The sequence below is a fragment of the Deltaproteobacteria bacterium genome, assembly GCA_020845775.1.
Classification (GTDB): domain Bacteria; phylum Bdellovibrionota_C; class UBA2361; order SZUA-149; family JADLFC01; genus JADLFC01.
The window spans coordinates 32,998-53,656 of sequence record JADLFC010000121.1 but is presented as its reverse complement, the minus strand read 5'-3'; the positions used below and the strand labels follow the sequence as shown (position 1 = coordinate 53,656).

Here is a 20,659-nt window from a genome sequence, read left to right as displayed (position 1 = left end):
ACCTCAATGTGAACCTCCACTTACGCAAGCTGAATGGCAAGCCGAGTGGCAGGCTGAATGGCAGGCGGAATGGCAAGCGGAGTGACAAGCCGAATGACAGGCATCGTGACAAGCAGTCATATCGGCATTTACTCCGACCCCTTGTAGCAAATGATCCACGGTAACCGGCATAACATGCTCATAGCGGTATGGATTAGCTCGATCGCGCGACAAATCTCGTCGGTAAGAGGATCGGTGGTACCACTGGTGCCATGCCTCATCTTGAAGGAATATATCCTGAGCAGTGTTCTTTCCGATGGCATCGTGCACTAAAGTGCCATAATAGGCTTTCGTAGCTTCTATGTCGCAGTCCCAAGCTTTCTTTTGAATGTTTTTGATGATGGTATTCATCAGAGACTCTAGCTCGTCCTGCGAAAAGTCTCCGTCGTGTAGAGTGTTTAAGAAATATTGCTCGTATCCGCTGTACTCAGTTCCAGTGCCTTCATAACTGCTCCTAAGTGTTTGCACTTTAAGAGGCGACTGGGAGATTACTTTCAAAAACCCTTCTTCCTCAAGGGAGCTAAGCATCCCGCTTAAAATGCGCTTCAAAGGAATTTCCAGGTAGAACGCTGCTTCGAGGGGAGAGAGATCCTTGCACACTTTCCCCTTTATGCGAAATGTCGATAGCTCGAGTTTTGGTGGGGTCCAATCTATGTTCTCCCAACGGATGTCATTTAAACCCTTGTGGGCTGCTAATAGGGAGTGTTGCTTGCCAAGAAATACAAAAATAAATCCCATGCCAACTAATGCAAATCCAACTCCTAATGCAACTTTGTTATGCAGAGGTAACTCAGAAGTGAGTTTTGAGGCATATGTTTGTGGAAAATTAAACCACTCATACGGCAGGTAAAATTGGACTCTCATGTGAAAGTGATTGCCCGGATTCTCCTTGTGAAAGAGAACTCCCAGCCCATCGTTATTTGTTCCACCCCTAAAAAAGTCAATCGCGTAGTTCTCATTTACCCAGGGTTCGGTTAGGAGTAATTGCCTGTTATCTACATAAGAACGCAAATTAACTCCACTTGATACTTGATGTGGAAATATAATGCGTAGGGTATAATGGCTCTTTGGAGCAACTTCATCCCATTCGACGGGAGCCCAATTAAACACCGCTAAGTCCTTGTCCCCCGCCTTAGTGTGGGCTAAATACCCCGCTCGGCTAAAATTACTGCGAAAGAAGAGAAAGAAATGAACATCGCCCGATGAAACACCCTCGCCGTTAGCAAGTACGATATCCCACTTGTCGCGGCCCTCCCACGAAATATCTAACTTGTGCCTTTTCCCAAATGAGTCGAGAGCATAACTGTGATCGAGGAAGCCACTGATTTCGAGGCGGTCGTTTCCGCTAAAGTAAAAACCGTGAAATTCGCCTGATAAAACCCTCCAGCTTACGTAATACATTACTGTTGCATCGCCGTTTGCACCGAGATCGATGCTAGTTTCTACGGCTGTTATTTCTCCTTTGCCAGCTAGTGCAAGTGACGGGCAAACAAGAACCACTAGCGCAAGGCAGCAAAATTTATAGCATTTACAAAAAGGATTTTTGTAAATGCTATAAACAGCAAGTGCGTAAGCACTTGCCAATAAACAACAAATACTGTTTCCAAAAAGTAAAATATTTAACTTACTTTTTGGAAACAGTATACAAAAGAGGCTAGTGCAATTTCTAGTAAAACGATACATATAAAACCTAATGGTTACTACCGTTAGCTAGATGCTGGCAATCAAAAAGTTAGATGAAATCCATCAGCGAAAGGCGCGAAAGTTGAGCGCCGCTGGCCAAAGTTGCTTCGAGGTTAGTTTGAAAGTTGGCGAGCTTTGAGGCTGCTTCAAAGATGTCTGCGTCCTGGACAGCCTGCCTGGCCGTTTGGGTGTCGATTGTTGCGATATCCATGATTTCGGAAGCTACTTGGACTCTCGAGAGCCTACTGCCGATACTAGCTCTCTCGGTTTTAACCTCGTCGGCTCCGCTTTCGACTAGATCGAGTGCTTCTAAGATATCCTCCGTTTGTTCTTGGTATTCGGCGGGAAAGTTAAAGGCTACGCCGTTTCCATCTGGCAATGTCGAGAGGTCTTCGGGCTCTGTGCGATATCCTGTTAGTGCACGACCTAGGCGCTCAAGTGCTGCAATCGAGTTCTCAAACACGTCCTGGCCAGAAGTGCTAACTCTCACGCTTAAACTATCAGTTATGCTCACTTCCCTAGTAACGTCTTGCCCGGCGTCGGCAGAATCAAATACCCATCTTTCACTCGCCGCGCCCGTAGCGGGGTTTACGTATGTTGCGGAATCAAATGGCGGGTCGTCGTCATCGGCTCCACCGTAAATATATCGACCTTGTACTTTAGAGTTTGCAAGGGATACCAGAGCATCTCTTAACTGAAATACCTCATCTCCTAGAGTCCTGCGTTGTTCCTCGGAAAGAGTCTCATTAGCGCCCTGTTGAGCTAGTTCTCTCGCCCTAATAAGAAGGTCGCCAGAGGAGGCAAGAATGCTCTCCTGCTGCTGCAGCAGATTTGTTACGTACGACATCCGTTCTTTGTGTTGCTCAAAGCGCTGAAGAGAGCTTTGAAATTGAGCTATAGTGCCAGCATGGGCCGGATCATCGCTAGGATTAGCGACGCGAATACCGCTCGACACTTCTCGTTGAACGTCAATTAAAGCGTTTCGTTGCCTATAAATTTGCGCAATAAAGGATCTAGTTATTTGAGCGTCTGTAACTCGCATTTGTTAACCCCCTGTCTTGTTACCCAAGTAACCGAACTAGTTCTTGTAATAGGTTGTCTCCAACTTGAATCATTCGGGCAGATCCCTCGTAGGCTCTTTGAAATTTGATTAACTGAGCGAATTCTTCATCGAGACTTACCCCTGAGGTGTTTTGCTGCAATGCAAGAACCTGTTCTTCTCTGGTTGTGTTAATTGCTAAATTTGTAGCAGCAGAACTAGCTTGGCTTCCAACATAGGTTACTGTCGTGTTGTAAAGGTCTTCAAGTGTAGCAGTTGCCGAGAATGCTCCCACGCTGTAGTTAGTTTCTACATTTCTTTGCGCGACCAAATTTCTAATATTTGTGTTGTCTGCATCGCCAAATGGAGTGGAGCCGCTCGTCGCTGTATCCAAGTCAATTGCCGCGGCGATATTAGCCGGATCGGATATGTTAAACGAAATTGCGCTAGCATATCCGACGAAGCTGGTGGATGCTTGAAGGTCCGCAATACTGGGGAGACCGTCGGCATCGTCATCGCTTGCCCCAGCAACGGTAAAAAGTCCAAATGGAGAGGGATTATTGCCGTTAAGATCTACTGAGGAAGCTTGAAATCCCGCTGTGACTGGATCTTCGTCCACCGGGCCTAGGTAGGTTTGGTTGAAGCGCACTAGTAGATCTCTTGCGACCGCTTCTATGCGAGCGCCAATTAATACCAAGTCGCCGCTTGCATCAAAGGCGGAAGTGTCGGTATCGGACTGAATACCGCGAAGGCTTAGTAGGCCACCGAGTTCGCCGCCAGCGGTTCCGATGACGCTTGTCAAATCTATATGTTCCGTCGTCGAGCTAGAGTCGTAGTCATAAACTATGTGGCGAAGGGCGCTGTTGTCTAAGCCAGGTGGATAGCCGCTAACGGGAGCAAAACTTGGCGACGCAGTGAAGTCCAAAGCTCTAGCGCTTGAGCCATTTACAAGCGTAAATCCGTTGCTAAGTGAAACCAAGACAGTTCCATCGCCATTTTCTACTGAGTTAATCGAAAGCTTTTCGGATAGTTCCTTTAATAGTTGGTCTCTTTTGTCTCGCAGAGCTAAAGCTTCCTGCTCCGAGATTTCCAGTGTGCTTATTTGCGTATTTAACTCAGCAATGTCGGCGGTCATGCTGTTAACTTCGCCAATTACTAATCCAATTCGATTGTCGGCCTCCCTTTGTAAACTCGCTATAGATTCGTACGAAGACTGAATAGCTTGTGAAAGGCTTGCGCCCTGTTCGATGACATTTTGTCGCAAGCTCATGTTTGCCGGATCGGCAGATAGGTCGTCTAGAGAACTAAAGAATTCCGATAATTGGAAACCAATTTGCCCTACCGTGTCTTCTAGGGAAAAAGGGCCTTCGGCACGCGATAGTAATTCATCGCGTATTTCACTTTTTGCCCGATCCGAAGTCGCTGAGTGAATCTGACTGCTTAAGAACTTGTCTACGAGGCGGGAAATCGTTCTAACGTTTACACCACTACCTAGAGAAATGCTGTTGGCGTCTGCGCTAGTAGTAAGTGTCTCAATATTAGCGCGTCTTCTGCTATATCCCTCGACATTGGCGTTAGCGATGTTGTCGCCAATGACTCGAATTGCTTGAGTCTGAGCAAAGAGCGAACTTTTGCTTATATTTAAGAGACTGCTTATTCCTCCAGATCCCATGATTTACTAGTTCCTTCTAATCTGTGCAGTTTATAGTCGTGCGGGAATCCCTTCTCGTTTTATTGCAAGAGGTGTGCAATTTACTGTTGAATTGACAAGCGAATTAGAAAAGGCATTATGTACGGGGAGTTAGACCGTGTGCTGTCTAATGCCGGACGTTAGATTGCGAGGTATTAATTATGGTGGAGGAAAATATTTGCCTGCTAGCGGGGAAAATTAGTCTGCATGAATCGCTGCCTAATTATAATGGCTAGGCACTGGTTCTGCTGCGTTTTAGAGAAGTCTCTTCGTGACTAGAGAGTTTGCCCTCCTTACTGTATGTTGGCAAATCGCCACCCGGCGCACATTGCACAATTGCCAGAGTCGAAGTTACTAGTCCAAGTGAATTCTTAATTAAGTCGGCATTTTCTGCGTTGAGCGCGCAGACTGCCGATACGATATTTCTTAAATCGCTTCGAATTTTATCGAGTTCTCTTTGAGTTCCCACTGAGGGGCACTTCGTGACGATCTCCGAAAGTTTAATCTGTTCGAGCGTTTGCTCACTCGACAGAAGTGAGGAGATAATAGTGTTTCGTTTTTTCTCCAGCTCTTGCGCGGCATTAATGAGGTCAAGTTTTTTTACGTTAGTGCTCTCTAATTCCGCTGTGTCGCATTTTACTATGGCCGTTCGCTCCTTTGTGAGAAGCCGCAAGAATTCCTCTTGTTTTGTAAGTTCGGCCTTTAAGCAATGGAGCAAGTTCTTAAACGGATCCATTAAGCGTTTTCGTCTTTGGCAAAAGATAAAATTGAGTTAGCTACATCTGAACTCGATACGGAGTATTCACCCGCAGCAATTTTTCTCTTTAAGTCTTCAACTCTTGAACTTTGTTTTTCTTCGTCTTCCGCAACGATTTTAGAAATTTGTGCAAACTGCCTCGCCATAGGTGAGATGCTAACTCTATCGTCAGAGTTACTAGCGATCGCGCTACTGTTAGAACTCTCGCGCTCGTCCTTCGCCTGTTGTGCGCTATTTTTAGCTGTAGTTTGGTCTAGGCTATGTCTTCTAAAAATGTCGCTTATTCTCATCTTCGTCTCTCCGTAGCTACTAGGTTATCAAGTTAATTATAGCATAGATTTGCTCTAATAATAGTTATGCCTAGGTTTGCTTAACAAATAACCTATACTGAGTTATCGTTCAGATGCTTTATTGGCCTTAGTGAGTTCTTTTCTTAGCATATCTTTAACCCCTATGCCTTTTCCTTGGGATGCGGATTCGGCAATCGCCTGATTCAGCATATCCCGATATATTTGCCCTTCGTTGGAATTTTCTCCAAAAAGTCCCGTGGTTTCAACCGTCTCCCACATAACCTTAAACATCTGGTGCAATAATAGGGCCTCAAAATCGCTAGCGGCCTTTTCAACTTCAGCCTCTTTGCTACTTGCTTGATTTGCCAGCACTTTTGCCTTTTCAAGAGACGCGGTCCCTTGAGATAGCATTGCTATAGAGGCTGAATCAGCGGCAGAAAGTGCCTCAATTTTAGACATAGATGTAATTCCTTGCTACATCACCACTAGCTCCGCATGGAGCGCTCCTGCTTTCTTTAAAGCTTGGAAGATAGCTATTAAATCTCTAGGCGTTGCCCCCAGGCTGTTAAGTGCGGTTACGAGCTCGCCAAGACTTACCGATTCCTTGACGATAGTTAGCTGTCCACTATCCTCTGCAACTGCAATGTCCTGTTGCTCAACTATGGCCGTTGCTCCCTGGCCAAAAGCATTTGGTTGCGAGACTTGTGTTTCGGAAGAAATCGTAATGTTTAGGTTTCCGTGCGCTAGCGCCACCGTAGATACCCTTACGCTTTCTCCCATAATTATCGTTCCAGTCCGCTCGTTTATTACCACTCGTGCCGGGAGGTCGGGATCGATTTCAAGTTCTTCTAATCTAGCGATTAGATGTATCGGTGCTTTAGCAGTTAGCTCGTCTAATGGAAGGAGCACACTTGCGCTATCTATAGCTTTGGCTCTTCCAATGCCGACAAACCTGTTCACTGCGTCCTGAACTCGAGTTACTGTGACAAAATCTGGTTCTCTCAGCACTATGCGAACGGAACCGCTAGAAAACAAGTCAAATGGGATTGCCCTTTCAACGGTCGCACCTTTAGCAATTCGCGCAACAGTGGGATGGTTCTTTTGTGTCGAGTCTCCATCTCCTTGGATTACAAAGCCTCCCAAGGATATTGGCCCTTGCGAAACGGCATATACTTTGCCATCTGCGCCCCTAAGAGGTGTCATTAGCAAAGTTCCGCCCTGCAATGTAGATGCGTTGCCAACAGAAGATAACGTAACGTCGATTTTTGATCCAGGTCGCGCAAACGGCGGCAACTCTGCAGTGGCAATAACGGCAGCAGTATTTCCGAGTTTGCTTATTTCCTTCACGTCGACCCTAAGACCCAGGCGCTCCATTAAGTTGGCAATGCTTTGGTTAGTAAAGGCGCTCTTTTGATCCCCCGTCCCCTGCAAACCTACTACAATTCCGAAGCCCACCAAGTGATTGCCACGCACTCCCTCTATGTCGGCTACGTCCTTTAGTCGCGCGGCAAGCGCAGTGTTGGCTGTCGTCAGCAGCAAAACAGCGATTGCTAGAACAAAAACAGTTCGTAGCTTCCCCTTAGCTTTCCTTATTGCAAGTGTCATATTTTAAAATGGCCAAACGAATTCAAATATTCTCGCGCCCCACCCTGGCTTTTGTTGCTCGGTCACTATGCCGCGTCCATAAAAATCTATCCTCATGTTGGCAATCTTGTTCGACGGAACCTGATTATTTGCATTGACATCTTGTGTTCGGACTAGTCCGCTAATAACGAGTATCTCCTCCTCGCTGTTAACTGATATAATCTTTGTTCCTTCTATTCTGAGCAAGCCGTTAGGAAGTACTTCCATAATGACTGCCGATACGGTTCCTGACAATGTCCCCGAACGCTTGGTCTCACCATCGCCCTCGAATTTTATATCGGTCGTAGCATTGATGAGTTCTTCTGGATCTAAGCTAGTATTGTTTGCTGTCCAATGTTTCGTTTCCAGACCGAATAATTCCTTTATGCCAGCAGCAAGTGAGAACTTCCCTTCAGTCTCAGTTTCTGCAAGCTTTTTGCCTTCTTGGGATTCTTTGATAAGTATCGTAATGATGTCCATGGGCTGATAGGCTCTAAAATCGCGAAATAGCGATGTAGCCTGTCCTTCATCCGGCCAAAGAGAAGGATTCGCTCGCATTTGGCCGTTGTGATATGGCGAGGAGCTACCCGGTGGCAGTGTGCTCGCCGGAGGTAGTGGCGGCGGCGGTGGTTGCAGACTGGAGGAGTCTAAATTGAACCGGGCTTTTTCTAGGAGTGCTGTTGGAGCTGCCTCGCGGTTGCTTACCTTGAATATGGAAAAATCGCTTGCGCTGCCTGAGTGCATTGCCTTAGCAAATTCCTCTGCTGGCACTATGCGCTCTGCCGGTGCCCGGTTGTAGGCACAACTTGACAAGAGCAGTGAAAGCGATAAAAAAAGCCGTGCAGTATTCATGGATTTGCCACCTCCGCATGCTGTGGACTCTTCACAATTGCTTTAATTACTTTGTTCGAGCTATCATTCCTAAAGCGGATGGTCTCACCTTTTAATCCATCCTCCATGGCTATTGCCGTAACGGACGCATTTATGCCGGCAGCATTGTAGATTACCGAGATTCGAGCCCCTTTGGAAACAACTGCTGGGATATCTATGAGGTTGCTTCGCAGAGGCTCGCCAGCTCGCAAATGTGCCTTTGCCCGACGGCCTATTATGGATTCCGAATTGTCTACAATATTATCTGCAAACTTATTTCGGTTAAGCCTGACTATTTGCAGATCGTCATGCTCAATTAGCATTCCTCTCTCGATGTCTCTCGCTAGTACGGGAATATCCGTCCAATAATCGACGACCGCCGAAGCGAGAAAGCGAGCCGCGCTTTGTTCGGCAACGTAAACTTCAATCCTTAAAGGTACTATGCCGCCCGATGGTTGCCCCAATGCTTCTACCGCAATGCGCGTTGGGCCATTCGGTATTATGTAGCTCTCGGGAAATTTAACCTCGCGCACTCTTAAATCGCTCTTGCCGTTAATGTGTAACTTAGCTCGCACAATGTCTAAGACTTCAGCAGGCAAGAGCTGCCGTCCGGACCTTTCTACTCTCACCTTAGCTGGAATGAAATAGCCTATTGTTTCGCTGTCTATTCCGCTACTGTTGATGGACTGAAGAATGTTATCGCCTAACAAAACTAGGGAGGAGCCCGGAGTCGGAGCAGGGCCGAGCTTCACAGCGCGTAGCCTATTTGCCAAATCATTGTCGGTGACGCTTGCTGATTTTATTTGTCCCACGTCGCCTAAGGTGAGTTCACTGGCATTGATGGTTACTACATTGTTAATTACTAGCGTGGGTCGTTCCGAATTCGCCTGCGAACTACCTTCCTCGGCGATCGCCCAAAACGGCATATATATCACAACAAGAGCAACTGCGAGACAGCAGCATCTAGGGCGAAGCAATCTTTTAAAAAGCAAGTGCATGAGCGAAGTCTTTCGTGCAAGTTGCATGGCTTTACATTATCTCTTAATATTAACTGCATTAGACAGGATTTGATCAGCGGTTTGAATTACCTTGGAATTTGCTTCGTAGGCGCGCTGTCCCGTCACCATTTTTACAATTTCTTCTACTACGCTAACATTGGAACTCTCTAAGAATCCTTGAGCAATGGTGCCAAAGCCATCTTCGCCGGGAGTTCCAGCCGAGGCAGTTCCCGAAGATTCGGTCTCCTCGTATAGATTTCTGCCGGAAGCGCGCAAGCCAGCCGCATTTTGAAATCGCACCGTTTGCACTTGCCCTACCTGCGTTGGCGCGGTTGCGCCGGGCTGTCTAACTGTTACTATGCCGTCGCTTGCTATGGTAATGCTAAGAGCATCCGGTGGAATTGTAATTGCTGGCTCTAGTTGAAAGCCATCTGAATTAACTACAGCTCCCTCCTCGTTTAATTTAAAAGCTCCGCTTCTCGTGTAGGCGGTGTTGCCGTTGGGAAGTGTTATCTGGAAAAAGCCCTCGCCCTCGACGGCCATATCCAGTTGATGACCAGTGGACTCAAAGTCGCCCTGGGAAAAGATTTTGCCAACGGCTTCTGGGCGAACGCCCAAGCCTACCTGTATTCCTGTGGGGCTGGTGCCCTGCTGAGTGGCTGAGCTACCAGGTTCTTGCATGATTTGGTACATCAAGTCCTGAAAATCAGCGCGGCTCTTTTTAAAGCCGCTGGTGTTGACGTTAGCTAGGTTGTTAGCGATTACATCCAAATTTAGCTGTTGAGCCAGCATGCCAGTGGCGGCTGTAAATAGTGATCTAAGCATAGTTGTTATCTCTCCTTACTGTAAGATGCTCTCTAGCGGTCATTTTATACGCGAGTTGCTGCTGATCTTATTGCTCTGTCGTTTAAGTCATCGATTTCTCTAACTGTTTTTGTGTACGCTTCGAAGGCTCGTTGAGCCGATATCATTTCAACCATTGCCTCGATGACCGAAACATTTGGCATTTCTAGCGAATGTGGCACGACGTCCGCCTCTACGGCGGTCGCACGACCGTTACCTGATATTTTAAATCTAGTTGAGCCGATTCTGCTAAGGCTTTCTAGATTATCAATTGCAACGGTTTTTAGGCGTCCAACTATTTGTCCAGCCGCTATTACGTTTCCATTTGCAAGAATTTGCGGTTGAGTTGCTTGTCCAATTGATATTGCGCCGCCTTCTCCGGATACGGGCAAACCGTCTTGGGTTACCAGGGTGCCGTCGGCATTGAGCGCAAAATTACCTGCTCTAGTGTACGCTTCGCCATCGGGAGTTTGGATGGCAAAAAAGTGATTAGGAGTTCGAAGCGCCACATCCAGGCCATTTCCAGTTTCTGCAATAGGACCGGGGGAGAAATCCGTAGATGTCCCAACATTTATTACCCCTGGGGCGCGTTCGAAGTTCGCTGCAGCATTTTGCGGCATGTTCGACAAGGCGTTCGCAAGGGTCTCATCAAAGGATTGTGCGCGAGAGATGAGTCGTTGTGCTTTAAAGCCAACCGTACTTACGTTTGCCAAGTTGTTGCTAAGTATTTCAATGCGCCGGTTCGCAACTAAGCCACCCGATGCTGAAGTGTAAATGTCCTTATTCATTTTCTGTTACCATGTGTGCCGTTATTCTTCATCGTTTCTCGCTGCGAGTTTATATAAGTGCCGATTCGCGTTTGAAGTCGACCTGTGTGGCATTGGGCAGTTCGCCAATCTGTGTTCGCGAAAAATCTATGTGCTTTTCCTCTTTTTTTATTTCAGAGAGAGTCTTGCCAGACTGCCTAACGTATTCGGAATTATGCATAGGTTCTGGGCTCGGGCGAGAAACTAGTTTGTCGAGAGCTCTTACCTCGGCTAAGGGGAGGTCTAGCTTGCGAGCGACTACGTGAATTTCTTTGCCTTCTTCCAGAAGGCGCTTTGCGATTTTATATGCGATTGGATCCACGATGGGAGAGCTGCCGGAGGGTGGTATTGAGAAGGCCATGCGGCGGTCGTCGCTTTGTTCTGCAAGGGAGGCCTTCACTTCTCGCGTAATTTCAACTGACTCCATGAGACTGCGCTCTCTTGAGGTTTTGGGAGTTCTCCTGTCAGGCTGTGTTGGGTTTGAGGCCGGGCTGGTATTCGTATCGCTAATAGCGCCAGTCGAGATTGTTTGATTTGGCGATCTAAGCCATGTGCTGTTGGGAAATTCATCTTCGCTTGGGAGAGAACTGCTAGTCGACAGCTTTTCCTTCTTGCTGTTTTGCGCTCGTTCGAGTTGTCCCAATAAATCGCTCAATTCCTCTTGGCGCTTTTGAAGTTGTCTATCGAGATTCCTGCTAGAAGCGGCTGCCTCTCTTATTAGATCGGTTAAGCATTGCTCGACCTCGGAGAGCTCTTGTCGCCACTTGTCGCGAGCCGATGCGCCGCTAGCGCTGCTAGGAAGAAGCATTTTTAGACAAGCAAATGTTACAAATATTGCAAAACCAGCGTCGACTAGGCTTTGAAAATGTATTGTCTCCATTTGCCCTCCTTATATGCTAGTGGCGAGTTATGCCGCGTAGCAGTTAAGCCGCGTGTCAATATAACGGTCTATGTCGCTCGCAGATGTCAGCGTTTTGGCATAATACATCGCCTTTATCACTCGAGTTCTCCTGCGCATAATTCCAAACTAGTAACCGCATAGACTACTCTCAAAAAACTCTAACTAGCTAATAATTAAGAAGATAGTTAGGTGCCGTAATTTCTAAACTTGAGTCAGCCACACCTCTAGTTGATTTGCAGTATGGCCTAAGATCTTACTGCCTAAAACTCAAGTTCGCCCGTTTACTAGAGTCTTATGCAAGAGTTGAACCAATGTAATTCTCAGGTGGAGAAAAGCTCTGGAGTTCGAGTAGTTCTAAGACGATAGAGTAAATTAGAAGAATAAATCGATTTTGATGATTGGCAGGCAAATGTTTCAATGGCAAGTGTAATTATAGCAGATGATCATGTTGTTCTTAGACAGGGCTTAAGGGCACTGCTTAGTAGTCTCGAGAACGTGGAGGTAGTCGCTGAGGCCGGAGATGGCTTTGAAGTTGTGTCTCTGGTGCAGAGATATATGCCTGACATATTGATTCTAGATCTTTCGATGCCAAACCTTGGCGGGATGGAGGCCATCTCTCGTCTTAGAAAGCTAAAAAATGATACCAAAATTTTAGTTCTATCGGCACACGACGATGATTCTTCAGTTCGCGCAGTAATGCGAGCGGGGGCCAATGGATTCGTTCCTAAGACGGCAAAATCAAGCGAACTGGAATTTGCGATCACGGCTGTTTTAGCTGGCAAGAATTACTTAAGCCCAAGCGTTTGTAGCTCCATTCTGGGCTTCGGCATTAATAGCCGCGAAGAAGATTGTTCTCCGCTTGCTGTTTTAACGGATAGAGAACGAGAAGTGATGAAGTTATTGAGTGAGGGCGAGCGGAATAAGGCAATCGCAAAAAAGCTTCACATATCGCCGCGCACTGTGGATAGCCATAGAGCGAACATTATGAAAAAGCTCAGTGCAAATAGCAATGCCGAACTCGTTCATATTGCCTTAAAGCATGGACTAATTGACTAGGGGCGAATTGGAATTAGGCCCATCGCTTCGCACGTAGTGGACAGCCAGTGCAGGCGGTATGTTTAAAAGCGAAATATTAGTCGTTACCGCTCCCGATCTGCTAGCTTCGAGTTTCCATTTTCTAATTATAGATTCCACGCCGCGAATTCGCGCTCGATGCTTTGCGCTCGGCGCAAAATTGCCAAATTTTCTAATCCCAATGTACTCGAAAAAAGAAAGACATCCATTTTTAGCGAGCATCTTGCACAAAAGGTTTAAAATATTTTCGACGTCGTTTGGCGAAAAGTTAGAGAACGGCAGACCCGATACAATGACGTCAAATTCCGCATCTGGATAAAGCGAAGGAAGATCTTCAATAGAGCCCCTTACGAAGACAATGCGATCCTTATGCGCAAGGTAATGCGAGTTTCCCTCGAGGCTTTTCTTTAGCTGATTGAGTAGAAAAGCGTTTATTTCGCAAATTGATAAAGTGTCATCCGGGCCCATTTCTGCAAGAATTTTTCGCGTAAATGGCCCAGTTCCCGCCCCAACCTCTAAAATTCTCTTGGCCCCGACTTTTTCTGCAAGCGGTCGAACCATATCCTTTGCTAGCCACCGCGAGCTGGGACAAACACTTCCCATTTCGACAAAACGCTTCGGCAGTTGCTTGTAAAATGTTAAATAATTGTTAGCCATCGAATGTATAGTTATGCGATGCGAGTATCGGTAAAACGCACTCCCGCTTAAATAGAGTTTTACCGAGCTCCTGCGCCAGTAATGACAACTCGTAGAGTTTTTGCCGCTATCAGTAAATCTAGCAAAAATGAGCGGTTGTTTACATAGTTAATATCGTAAAACATTTTTGTTTGGTAATCATCCAGGGATGAGGCATACCTATGAGCTACCTGTGCTAAACCTGTTATGCCTGCTTTTACCTCTAGTCGGCGATAAAATTCAGGAATTTTCTCGGCGATTTGACAAGCTAGTTCAGGACGTTCAGGCCTGGGGCCAATTAAGCTCATGTCTCCAAAAATGACGTTTAGCAACTGGGGGAGCTCGTCAAGTCTAAAATTTCGCAAATATTTTCCCAGAGGAGTAATTCTTGGGTCATGTTCGCTTGCCCAGACTGCGCCGGTGTTGCGTTCAGCATCGTTTCTCATAGTCCTAAACTTGTACATAATAAAGACCTGCCCATCTTTGGTAAGCCGTTTCTGTTTCAATATTACCGGCCCAGACGATGTTAGCTTTATTGCTACGGCCACGGCGAGAAATAACGGCAGCAAAGCTATCAGTAGAGCAATGGCAACTGAAAAGTCTAAAATCGGCTTGATCGCATCGTAAGTTAGGCGAACGCGCTCGTTTCGCGCGTAAAGGTTAGAGCTGCTAAGTCTATAGAAATTTTTTGAAGAAACAGCAGTGGGGAGCACGGCATAAGTTTCGCCACGCGGAGGCAACGGAATTTCGGAAAGCACAGCAGTACGACTTATTTCCTTCGGTACTAACATTTGCCCTTAACATCTAAAGGAGTCATCGCAAAATACGCTTGCGAAAAAGCCTATACCGTTTCGGCTAAACTCCCTAATAAGACAAAGCCCCTTATTTCTACAACTATAAAAAATCAAACGCCTATTGTTTGTTACTCAAACATATGGCACCACATCGCCCCATCAACCAATGTATGATATGCGCCATTTGTCACTAATTGCCTCATTCTTTTGTTTAAAAACCAGGACAAACTGACAAACGCGTTATTACATTACTTATTTTGTGTAAAAACGCAAGTTTCTTTGTTGTTAATTGTGCAAAATATAGGTAGATATTTGGAGGTAACGGAGTTTTTGGATTACCGTAGGCCATTCCATAAGTTAAGGGTTTTTTAACAGGAGCAATATCGATGAACGGAGCGGGTGCGACGATAAATTCTCGAATTAGAGTCTTAGTGGCGAGGACTTTTAAGGCTGAGAAATTATACGCGTCCATGTCCTTTCCTGACGGAGTTGGTACTGGCTTTAGTTTGGATAACGTGGCGAATGATTTAAGGGCTGATGCCTGGCTGCGTTGTCACAAACAGCTAAGAGCCATGTTAAATGAAACGCTTAAGTTAAGCGGTAGTAGTGCTATGGTTTCGCGGTTGGCAATAATTAAACAGCAATTTATTAACAAAGCTAATTGCGAAGAGGCAAAGATAGCCGAGAAGGCTAAGTTGTTGATGGATTCTGCAACAAGGCAAGAATATGCCTCCTGTCTACAGTTTTCACTAGAGCTCGTCGAGTCGAAAGCTTGCGCTCAAGCTAGTAGAGTTATAATCGATGAGGTTAGCGGAGTTCTTTCTGCGTCTGGGAATGCAGGTGCATTTGCGCCAGTGTTTGAATCAATGGAGGTAGAGCAGGATGAGGTTTTGACGTCGGAGAGCGAAAAAGATCCAAAGCCGGAGCTACCTGCAAATGTAGTTCGTCTACAGCTAAAAAAGCGAGCTTAAGTCTTATACGTCGGTTAAAAATAAAAAGTACTTTTTTTAGGGTGCTTGTAATATGTCGCAGTTCTTGACGAGAAAAACAATTAGTCAGTTGCTAAGAGACGGGGCAGTTGGAAGTTCGGTTGAGATCAATGGGTGGGTTAGGACGCGACGAGATGCCAAAGAGATGTCGTTTCTCGAGGTAAACGACGGAAGTTGCCTGGCCAACATACAAATTATCGTAGACCGAAGCATCTCAAGACTGGATACCTGTGTCCAAGAGGCCAATACCGGTGCAGCGGTGCAAGTTGAGGGCGAATTGGTACTGTCTCCAGCTAAAGGACAGCGAGTTGAGGTTAAGGCTACTAGCCTTAACCTCATTGGCCCAGCCGACGCCAATGATTATCCCTTGCAAAAGAAGCGCCACTCGTTTGAATTTTTGCGAACCATTGCTCATTTGAGACCGCGAACAAATACGTTTGGTGCAGTGTTTCGTCTGCGACATGCGGCGGCGTTTGCAATACACAAATTTTTTCACGATAGGGGGTTTGTTTGCGTGCATACTCCCATAATCACCACCTCAGATTGTGAGGGGGCCGGGAAAATGTTTAGAGTTACTACGCTGGATCCTACGGTAGCCATATCGGCTAACGTAGAAGACAAAAACGCAAGAGAGACTTTTTTTAGCAATGATTTTTTTGGTCGCGAGGCTAGCCTTTCGGTTTCTGGGCAGCTAGAAGCCGAGCTCTTCGCTACGGCTTTAAGCAAGGTGTACACATTCGGGCCTACTTTTAGAGCGGAGAACTCGAATACTCCAAGGCATTTAGCGGAGTTCTGGATGGTTGAGCCGGAAATGGCGTTTTGCGATTTGCAGGGCGATATGGAAGTGGCAGAGGACTTTGTTAGGTCTGTAATTCAATACGTCCTGGAGAATTGCCAAGACGACATGAAGTTCTTTGACCAGTGGGTTGAAAAGGGGATTATTAATTCGCTAGAGCAGGTTGCTTCGGCAAAATTTGAAGTTATTACTTATACCGAGGCAATAAACTGTTTGGCAAAATGCGGTCGATCGTTTGAATATCCCATTTCGTGGGGCGCGGATATACAGACTGAGCATGAGCGCTATTTGACGGAGGAATACATAGGTAGGCCAGTTTTTGTGACTAATTATCCAAAAGAAATAAAGGCATTTTACATGCGGTTGGATGAGGGAGAAAAAACAGTCAGCGCTATGGATTTATTAGTGCCGCGATTGGGAGAAATTATTGGCGGTTCCCAGCGCGAGGATCGCAAGGATGTTTTGCTTAAAAGGTTAGCTGAGTCTGGCTTAGATGAAAATAATTACTGGTGGTACCTAGATCTTAGAAGGTACGGAAGCGTTCCGCACGCCGGGTTTGGGTTAGGGTTTGAGCGTTTGCTTATGTATTTAAGTGGTATGAGCAATATCAGGGACGTGATTCCTTTTCCGCGTACGCCTGGCAATGCTAATTTTTAAATATTGAAGTTACTGTAGTCCTGTAGTGCAACTTAATCAGAGCAATTATTTGAAGACAAGTCGTGAGCCTGTTTATCTGAATGCACAAGGTGCGTATTCAGAGCTAACAGTCATTATCCCTACTTTAAATGAGGCCTCCGTTATTGGCTTTCTTTTAGATGATCTGGCTAAGAGATACTCTGGCGCCACTGTCCTTGTTGTGGATGATGTTAGCAGCGATGGGACGCAACAAGTTGTCTTGGAGCGAGTAAGCGTCTTAGGCTCCGGTGGAGGATGTTGTAGTGTGGAATTGTTGGAAAGGCGAGGTGCTTTAGTCAGGGGAATATGTGCTAGCGTCATCGATGCTATTTATTGTTGCAAAACGAAATTTTTCTTAGTGATGGATGGCGATTTTCAACATCCTCCGTCGGAAGTTGCAAAGTTATTTTCTAAACTAATAGACGGAGCAGATTTGGTAGTTGCAAATAGGCTTTCGAGGTATTTTGGACATTCTGTTTTGCGAAGTATTATTTCAAGGATTGCCACTGCGCTTGCGCGCGTTAGCCTAAGGCGAAGAGGGATTGTGGTAAGCGACCCGATGTCAGGTTTTTTTGGTGGCAAGACGAGTTTTGTAGTTGGCATACTAAAAACTAGCTCTGTTAATTTCGAATTGCGGGGATATAAAATTCTTTTTGACATATTGAGATTTTTTCCGCCAAATGCCTCGATTGCCCATGTGCATTATCGATTTGGCTGTCGAGAGGTGGGTAAATCAAAGCTAGGAGTACGCCACGCAGTTTGTTTTGTTAGGTCTTTAGTCAAAGATATTTCTGCGGGAAAGAAAAATTCTTAGTAGAAATTTTTCTTTATGGGCCAAAAAAGTTTTTGACATATTTATTTATCTGCGCCTATATAGCCATCTCTGGAGTATCTTAGCTATAGTAAGGGCAGAGTGGCATTGTGTTGTCAAGGTGGTGTTGTGGTAAAAAAATGAAGTTATTGTGTGGTTATCTGGAATTTGAGTGCTTGCATCGTTGATGGCTGGGCAGTACCGTTAGTGGGTTGGTAAATGGCAGTAATTTGTTTTGCATCACTTAAAGGTGGTGTGGGGAAAACGTCTATTTCTGTCAATGTTAGTCACGCTTTTGCAAAGCGGGGCTGTAGAACTATTCTAATTGACTGCGATCCTTCGGGGCATTCTACATCTTTTTTTCGCACAGCAGTTGGTTCGCCGAAAAACCAAGCCACAGGTGAGGTGATGGCGGGCGCAGAGGCGCCGCTTGCTCAGTTGTTTTTATCAAAATCTTTTAGGCAGCAGTTATCAAGTGGCGAAACTGCTTCCGATGAGCTGATGGAGGTTTTGGAGCCAGGTCGTGGTATCGTTGATTCCATAAGGCCGGATTTAGATCTTTTGCGGTCAGGGCCAGAGCTTCGCCATTTTCTTTGGGGTCCTGGCGCGAAGGCATTTGCGAATTTATTTCCACAATTAATTCGCGAACTTCGCAGTGAGTACGATCACGTTGTAATAGATACGCCTCCTGATTTTAATGTCTTGACTCGCAACGCCATTGCCAATGCCGACATCGTGGTTGTTCCCGTCGATCCCAGCGAGATGAGTATAAATAGCTTAGAGGAAATCGTCGCTAGTGCTCAACACATCAAGGGACCGGTTTGGGTTATCGTTCGTTCGATGGTAAATAAGCAGGCAAGTCGTGTTAATAAGTTGACCGCAGCGAGGTTGGATAAGAATCTTGTCGTTAGTAACCTTGAGATGGAAGGCGATGTGCCTGTGGACGATGAGGACATTAGAAACTTCAGCAGTGCCGAGGATTTTATCTCGATTTTGCGAGAGCGAGAGACGCATTGTCCGAAAAAAGCAAGCATCGGTGATTCATCAGCGCATGATGGGCCCATATACCTGCTAAACTCGGTGATTTTTCGCAGCGAGCAGCAGAATCGCCTTACGTTCTTGGGCCAAACGGCCTTTGATTTAAAGGCTACTGCAAAATTGGCGCAACAATATTATGAAGTAGCGCGCGAAATAGAGGATATCATTTCATATGCAGCGTTTTCCGAGTCGGAAAAGCTTGGACATTTGGGGTTTGAAGAAGAACTTTCATTTTCCTCCCATCGCAAGTCTTGCTAGCCAGCTAACTCTTCTGTAGAGATTGCGGTATGGCTGATTTAAAAATTATTAGAGTTTTAAGCGGAGTTACCGCGTTATTGACACTGGTGCTCATTTCGTTGGGTGGCTTTGTTAGAGCAACTGGTGCTGGCTTGTCGTGTCCCGACTGGCCGCTCTGTTTTGGAAGAATAGTTCCTGAGTTTACGCATGGCGTGGCTCAGGAATATATACACAGGGTTATAGCTGGTTTTGTAGTGCTGTGTTCCTTAGCAATGTTGCACTTAGTGTTTCGCAGCCGAAAAACTTATACTTTCCTGTATAAGCTAGTCGTTTTTCTTCTAATATTGGTCATGATCCAATCCGTAATGGGTGGCCTTACGGTTATTTTTCAGCTTAATCCCTTTATTATTACTGCTCATTTAGCACTTGGCAGTGTTTTTTTTCAGTTACTGGCGTTATTGGCAGCCGAAAGGATTTGTCCGAAGTGCGAAAATTGCGAAGAGAATAAATCTGAGCCAAAGAGAGCGCGAAGTGTTAATTTCGTGCTCTTAATACTAAGTGGTTTTGTTTTTTTGCAGATAGTATTGGGTGGTTTTGTTGGTAGCAGTGGGGCAGCTCTAGTTTGCGAGGGTTTTCCTTTATGTAACGGTAGTCTGTTGCCGCCTGAGGCCACCGCGCCTCAGTTATTGCAAATATCCCATCGAGCGTTGGCAGTTTTTTTGTTAACTTGCATTACAGCCATTTATTTTTTTGGGCGCAAATCTCTATTGCTGATGGATCAGGCTTCTAGCTTGCGGCGCGTTTTTTTCTTAACCTTACTTCAGTTTGCTTTGGGAGTTGCAAACGTTTTGATGTATATTCCCATCTGGGTAGCTGTTTTACATCTAGCGGTTGCGCAATTGATATTGTTTGAACTTTTGAATATGTCGAAATCGCTAAGTGGTACGTGGTTTATGCGGCGAATTCAGAAGAGCATGGTTCCCTAAATGGCAAAGGTCGGATGTCGGTAAATCCATCATATGCGACTGTATCGCAAGGTGCTACTTGCACGACATATTTTAGCGACTTATTTAGCTTAACTAAGCCAAAAATCATTGCGTTGCTGTTGATATCGACTTTTTGCACCATGGTGCTTGCATCTGGTGGAAATGTTTCGATGCCGTTGGTAGTTTGGGTTCTTCTGGGTGGCGCTCTAATATCGGCATCCGCTAATGCGATGAACTGCATCCTCGATAGAGATATCGATGCTCTGATGCAGAGAACTAAGAATCGCCCTATGGCAGTTGGTAGGCTTGGTCTTCTATCGGCATATCTGTTTGCTATAATCGCAGGGGCAAGCGGTTTCTTTGTCCTCTATAGCTTTGTTGGTCTTAGTGCCTCGCTCGTGGCTCTTAGTGGGCATTTGTTTTACGTGTTGATTTACACGCTATGGCTAAAGCGAATTACGGCGCAAAATATAGTGATCGGTGGCGTTGCGGGTGCCATACCGCCATTGGTGGGATGGGTAGCTATTAAGGGAGAGTTAGAGTTTACTGCGCTGTTACTGTTTTTGGTTATTTTCTTCTGGACCCCGCCACATTTTTGGGCTTTGGCTCTCAATAAGAATTCTGATTATAAGCGAGCGGGTATCCCAATGCTGCCTGTTGTTGCTGGGCGGGATGCGACCCTTAATGGGATGTTGTTCTATGCCTTATGTCTAATTCCAACTACAGTCATCCTTGTACTTTCAAATGAATATTTGGGATGGTTTTCACTGCTTGTCATGTTATCATTAAGTGTGGTTTTTTCTTGGAAGATATGGCATCTTAAGCGCACGGGTTTTGCAGAGAATGTAGAGATGCTTAAAGCGAAGGAAGTGTTTAACTTTTCAAATGCCTATCTCTCGCTTTACTTTCTATGTCTAGTGGTAGATGCCACGCTGTTATAGCGATTGATAGTTGTTGCTAGCGCAATTGCCAACGTAGCTCAGCTGGTAGAGCAATGCTCTCGTAAAGCATAGGTCACGAGTTCGAATCTCGTCGTTGGCTTATT

The 20,659-nt window shown here is 45.8% G+C and carries 21 protein-coding genes and 1 tRNA gene; 8 read left to right on the top strand and 14 right to left on the bottom strand.

Annotated elements, in window-relative coordinates; translation table 11 throughout:
• Nucleotides 1-3: 3 nt before the first annotated feature.
• From IT291_08190 to IT291_08135, 12 genes are all read right to left on the bottom strand, one after another.
• Nucleotides 4-1,539: a hypothetical protein gene (locus IT291_08190; GenBank protein ID MCC6221201.1), complete on the bottom strand. Its 1,536-nt coding sequence runs from the start codon at nucleotides 1,537-1,539 to the stop codon at nucleotides 4-6.
• Between the two features lie 232 nt (nucleotides 1,540-1,771).
• Entirely contained in the window at nucleotides 1,772-2,764 is a 993-nt protein-coding gene (gene flgL / locus IT291_08185) for a flagellar hook-associated protein FlgL (GenBank protein ID MCC6221200.1), read from the bottom strand.
• A gap of 19 nt (nucleotides 2,765-2,783) precedes the next feature.
• Complete coding sequence (gene flgK / locus IT291_08180) at nucleotides 2,784-4,433, bottom strand: flagellar hook-associated protein FlgK (protein MCC6221199.1); 1,650 nt, start codon at nucleotides 4,431-4,433, stop codon at nucleotides 2,784-2,786.
• A 250-nt stretch (nucleotides 4,434-4,683) separates the two neighbouring features.
• Nucleotides 4,684-5,187, bottom strand: coding sequence for a flagellar protein FlgN (locus tag IT291_08175; GenBank protein ID MCC6221198.1), 504 nt, complete (start codon nucleotides 5,185-5,187; stop codon nucleotides 4,684-4,686).
• Nucleotides 5,187-5,498, bottom strand: coding sequence for a flagellar biosynthesis anti-sigma factor FlgM (gene flgM / locus IT291_08170; GenBank protein MCC6221197.1), 312 nt, complete (start codon nucleotides 5,496-5,498; stop codon nucleotides 5,187-5,189). The genes IT291_08175 and flgM overlap by 1 nt, the downstream gene beginning before the upstream one ends.
• Before the next feature lie 102 nt (nucleotides 5,499-5,600).
• Nucleotides 5,601-5,957, bottom strand: coding sequence for a rod-binding protein (locus IT291_08165; GenBank protein ID MCC6221196.1), 357 nt, complete (start codon nucleotides 5,955-5,957; stop codon nucleotides 5,601-5,603).
• A gap of 15 nt (nucleotides 5,958-5,972) precedes the next feature.
• Nucleotides 5,973-7,103, bottom strand: a complete 1,131-nt coding sequence (locus tag IT291_08160) for a flagellar basal body P-ring protein FlgI (protein MCC6221195.1) — start codon at nucleotides 7,101-7,103, stop codon at nucleotides 5,973-5,975.
• Between the two features lie 3 nt (nucleotides 7,104-7,106).
• Complete coding sequence (locus IT291_08155; GenBank protein ID MCC6221194.1) at nucleotides 7,107-7,973, bottom strand: flagellar basal body L-ring protein FlgH; 867 nt, start codon at nucleotides 7,971-7,973, stop codon at nucleotides 7,107-7,109.
• The gene (gene flgA / locus IT291_08150; GenBank protein ID MCC6221193.1) at nucleotides 7,970-9,016 is read right to left on the bottom strand and encodes a flagellar basal body P-ring formation protein FlgA; all 1,047 of its coding nucleotides are present in this window, start codon (nucleotides 9,014-9,016) and stop codon (nucleotides 7,970-7,972) included. The genes IT291_08155 and flgA overlap by 4 nt, the downstream gene beginning before the upstream one ends.
• Before the next feature lie 9 nt (nucleotides 9,017-9,025).
• A complete protein-coding gene (gene flgG, locus IT291_08145) occupies nucleotides 9,026-9,814 on the bottom strand; it encodes a flagellar basal-body rod protein FlgG (GenBank protein ID MCC6221192.1) in 789 nt (262 codons plus the stop codon).
• A gap of 44 nt (nucleotides 9,815-9,858) precedes the next feature.
• Nucleotides 9,859-10,620 (bottom strand): flagellar hook-basal body protein, encoded by a 762-nt coding sequence (locus IT291_08140; GenBank protein ID MCC6221191.1) that lies wholly within the window; start codon nucleotides 10,618-10,620, stop codon nucleotides 9,859-9,861.
• A 49-nt stretch (nucleotides 10,621-10,669) separates the two neighbouring features.
• Complete coding sequence (locus tag IT291_08135; protein MCC6221190.1) at nucleotides 10,670-11,518, bottom strand: hypothetical protein; 849 nt, start codon at nucleotides 11,516-11,518, stop codon at nucleotides 10,670-10,672.
• 438 nt (nucleotides 11,519-11,956) lie between these two features.
• On the opposite strand from IT291_08135, the gene IT291_08130 reads away from it, so the two are divergent.
• Nucleotides 11,957-12,595 carry a response regulator transcription factor gene (locus IT291_08130; protein MCC6221189.1) on the top strand — a complete coding sequence of 213 codons (639 nt, stop codon included), beginning with the start codon at nucleotides 11,957-11,959 and terminating at the stop codon, nucleotides 12,593-12,595.
• On the opposite strand, the gene IT291_08125 is transcribed toward IT291_08130, so the two are convergent.
• Together IT291_08125 and IT291_08120 are read right to left on the bottom strand one after the other, a co-directional pair.
• On the bottom strand, nucleotides 12,584-13,270 hold the full coding sequence (locus IT291_08125) for a methyltransferase domain-containing protein (GenBank protein MCC6221188.1): 687 nt from the start codon (nucleotides 13,268-13,270) through the stop codon (nucleotides 12,584-12,586). The two genes, IT291_08130 and IT291_08125, sit on opposite strands and share 12 nt — an antisense overlap.
• Before the next feature lie 59 nt (nucleotides 13,271-13,329).
• Nucleotides 13,330-14,079, bottom strand: coding sequence for a sugar transferase (locus IT291_08120; protein ID MCC6221187.1), 750 nt, complete (start codon nucleotides 14,077-14,079; stop codon nucleotides 13,330-13,332).
• A 389-nt stretch (nucleotides 14,080-14,468) separates the two neighbouring features.
• On the opposite strand from IT291_08120, the gene IT291_08115 reads away from it, so the two are divergent.
• The 7 genes from IT291_08115 (at nucleotide 14,469) to IT291_08085 (ending at nucleotide 20,655) form a co-directional block, all read left to right on the top strand.
• Nucleotides 14,469-15,053 (top strand): hypothetical protein, encoded by a 585-nt coding sequence (locus tag IT291_08115; GenBank protein MCC6221186.1) that lies wholly within the window; start codon nucleotides 14,469-14,471, stop codon nucleotides 15,051-15,053.
• A gap of 52 nt (nucleotides 15,054-15,105) precedes the next feature.
• Nucleotides 15,106-16,524 (top strand): asparagine--tRNA ligase, encoded by a 1,419-nt coding sequence (asnS, locus tag IT291_08110; GenBank protein ID MCC6221185.1) that lies wholly within the window; start codon nucleotides 15,106-15,108, stop codon nucleotides 16,522-16,524.
• Nucleotides 16,525-16,573: 49 nt separating this feature from the next.
• Nucleotides 16,574-17,356, top strand: coding sequence for a glycosyltransferase (locus IT291_08105; protein ID MCC6221184.1), 783 nt, complete (start codon nucleotides 16,574-16,576; stop codon nucleotides 17,354-17,356).
• A 216-nt stretch (nucleotides 17,357-17,572) separates the two neighbouring features.
• A complete protein-coding gene (locus IT291_08100) occupies nucleotides 17,573-18,649 on the top strand; it encodes a ParA family protein (protein ID MCC6221183.1) in 1,077 nt (358 codons plus the stop codon).
• Between the two features lie 29 nt (nucleotides 18,650-18,678).
• Nucleotides 18,679-19,614, top strand: coding sequence for a COX15/CtaA family protein (locus tag IT291_08095; protein MCC6221182.1), 936 nt, complete (start codon nucleotides 18,679-18,681; stop codon nucleotides 19,612-19,614).
• Nucleotides 19,575-20,555, top strand: a complete 981-nt coding sequence (locus IT291_08090) for a protoheme IX farnesyltransferase (GenBank protein ID MCC6221181.1) — start codon at nucleotides 19,575-19,577, stop codon at nucleotides 20,553-20,555. The genes IT291_08095 and IT291_08090 overlap by 40 nt, the downstream gene beginning before the upstream one ends.
• 27 nt (nucleotides 20,556-20,582) lie before the next feature.
• Nucleotides 20,583-20,655: transfer RNA gene (locus IT291_08085), tRNA-Thr, on the top strand.
• Nucleotides 20,656-20,659 lie beyond the last annotated feature (4 nt).

Coding starts and splice junctions, on each gene's coding strand:
- IT291_08160 (MCC6221195.1), bottom strand. CDS start 7,103: ATGACACTTGCAATAAGGAAAGCTAAGGGGAAGCTACGAACTGTTTTT.
- flgA (MCC6221193.1), bottom strand. CDS start 9,016: ATGCAACTTGCACGAAAGACTTCGCTCATGCACTTGCTTTTTAAAAGA.
- IT291_08100 (MCC6221183.1), top strand. CDS start 17,573: ATGGCAGTAATTTGTTTTGCATCACTTAAAGGTGGTGTGGGGAAAACG.
- IT291_08115 (MCC6221186.1), top strand. CDS start 14,469: ATGAACGGAGCGGGTGCGACGATAAATTCTCGAATTAGAGTCTTAGTG.
- IT291_08095 (MCC6221182.1), top strand. CDS start 18,679: ATGGCTGATTTAAAAATTATTAGAGTTTTAAGCGGAGTTACCGCGTTA.
- IT291_08120 (MCC6221187.1), bottom strand. CDS start 14,079: ATGTTAGTACCGAAGGAAATAAGTCGTACTGCTGTGCTTTCCGAAATT.
- flgM (MCC6221197.1), bottom strand. CDS start 5,498: ATGAGAATAAGCGACATTTTTAGAAGACATAGCCTAGACCAAACTACA.
- IT291_08140 (MCC6221191.1), bottom strand. CDS start 10,620: ATGAATAAGGACATTTACACTTCAGCATCGGGTGGCTTAGTTGCGAAC.
- IT291_08165 (MCC6221196.1), bottom strand. CDS start 5,957: ATGTCTAAAATTGAGGCACTTTCTGCCGCTGATTCAGCCTCTATAGCA.
- flgL (MCC6221200.1), bottom strand. CDS start 2,764: ATGCGAGTTACAGACGCTCAAATAACTAGATCCTTTATTGCGCAAATT.
- flgG (MCC6221192.1), bottom strand. CDS start 9,814: ATGCTTAGATCACTATTTACAGCCGCCACTGGCATGCTGGCTCAACAG.
- IT291_08135 (MCC6221190.1), bottom strand. CDS start 11,518: ATGGAGACAATACATTTTCAAAGCCTAGTCGACGCTGGTTTTGCAATA.
- IT291_08175 (MCC6221198.1), bottom strand. CDS start 5,187: ATGGATCCGTTTAAGAACTTGCTCCATTGCTTAAAGGCCGAACTTACA.
- IT291_08130 (MCC6221189.1), top strand. CDS start 11,957: ATGGCAAGTGTAATTATAGCAGATGATCATGTTGTTCTTAGACAGGGC.
- IT291_08155 (MCC6221194.1), bottom strand. CDS start 7,973: ATGAATACTGCACGGCTTTTTTTATCGCTTTCACTGCTCTTGTCAAGT.
- asnS (MCC6221185.1), top strand. CDS start 15,106: ATGTCGCAGTTCTTGACGAGAAAAACAATTAGTCAGTTGCTAAGAGAC.
- IT291_08125 (MCC6221188.1), bottom strand. CDS start 13,270: ATGGCTAACAATTATTTAACATTTTACAAGCAACTGCCGAAGCGTTTT.
- flgK (MCC6221199.1), bottom strand. CDS start 4,433: ATGGGATCTGGAGGAATAAGCAGTCTCTTAAATATAAGCAAAAGTTCG.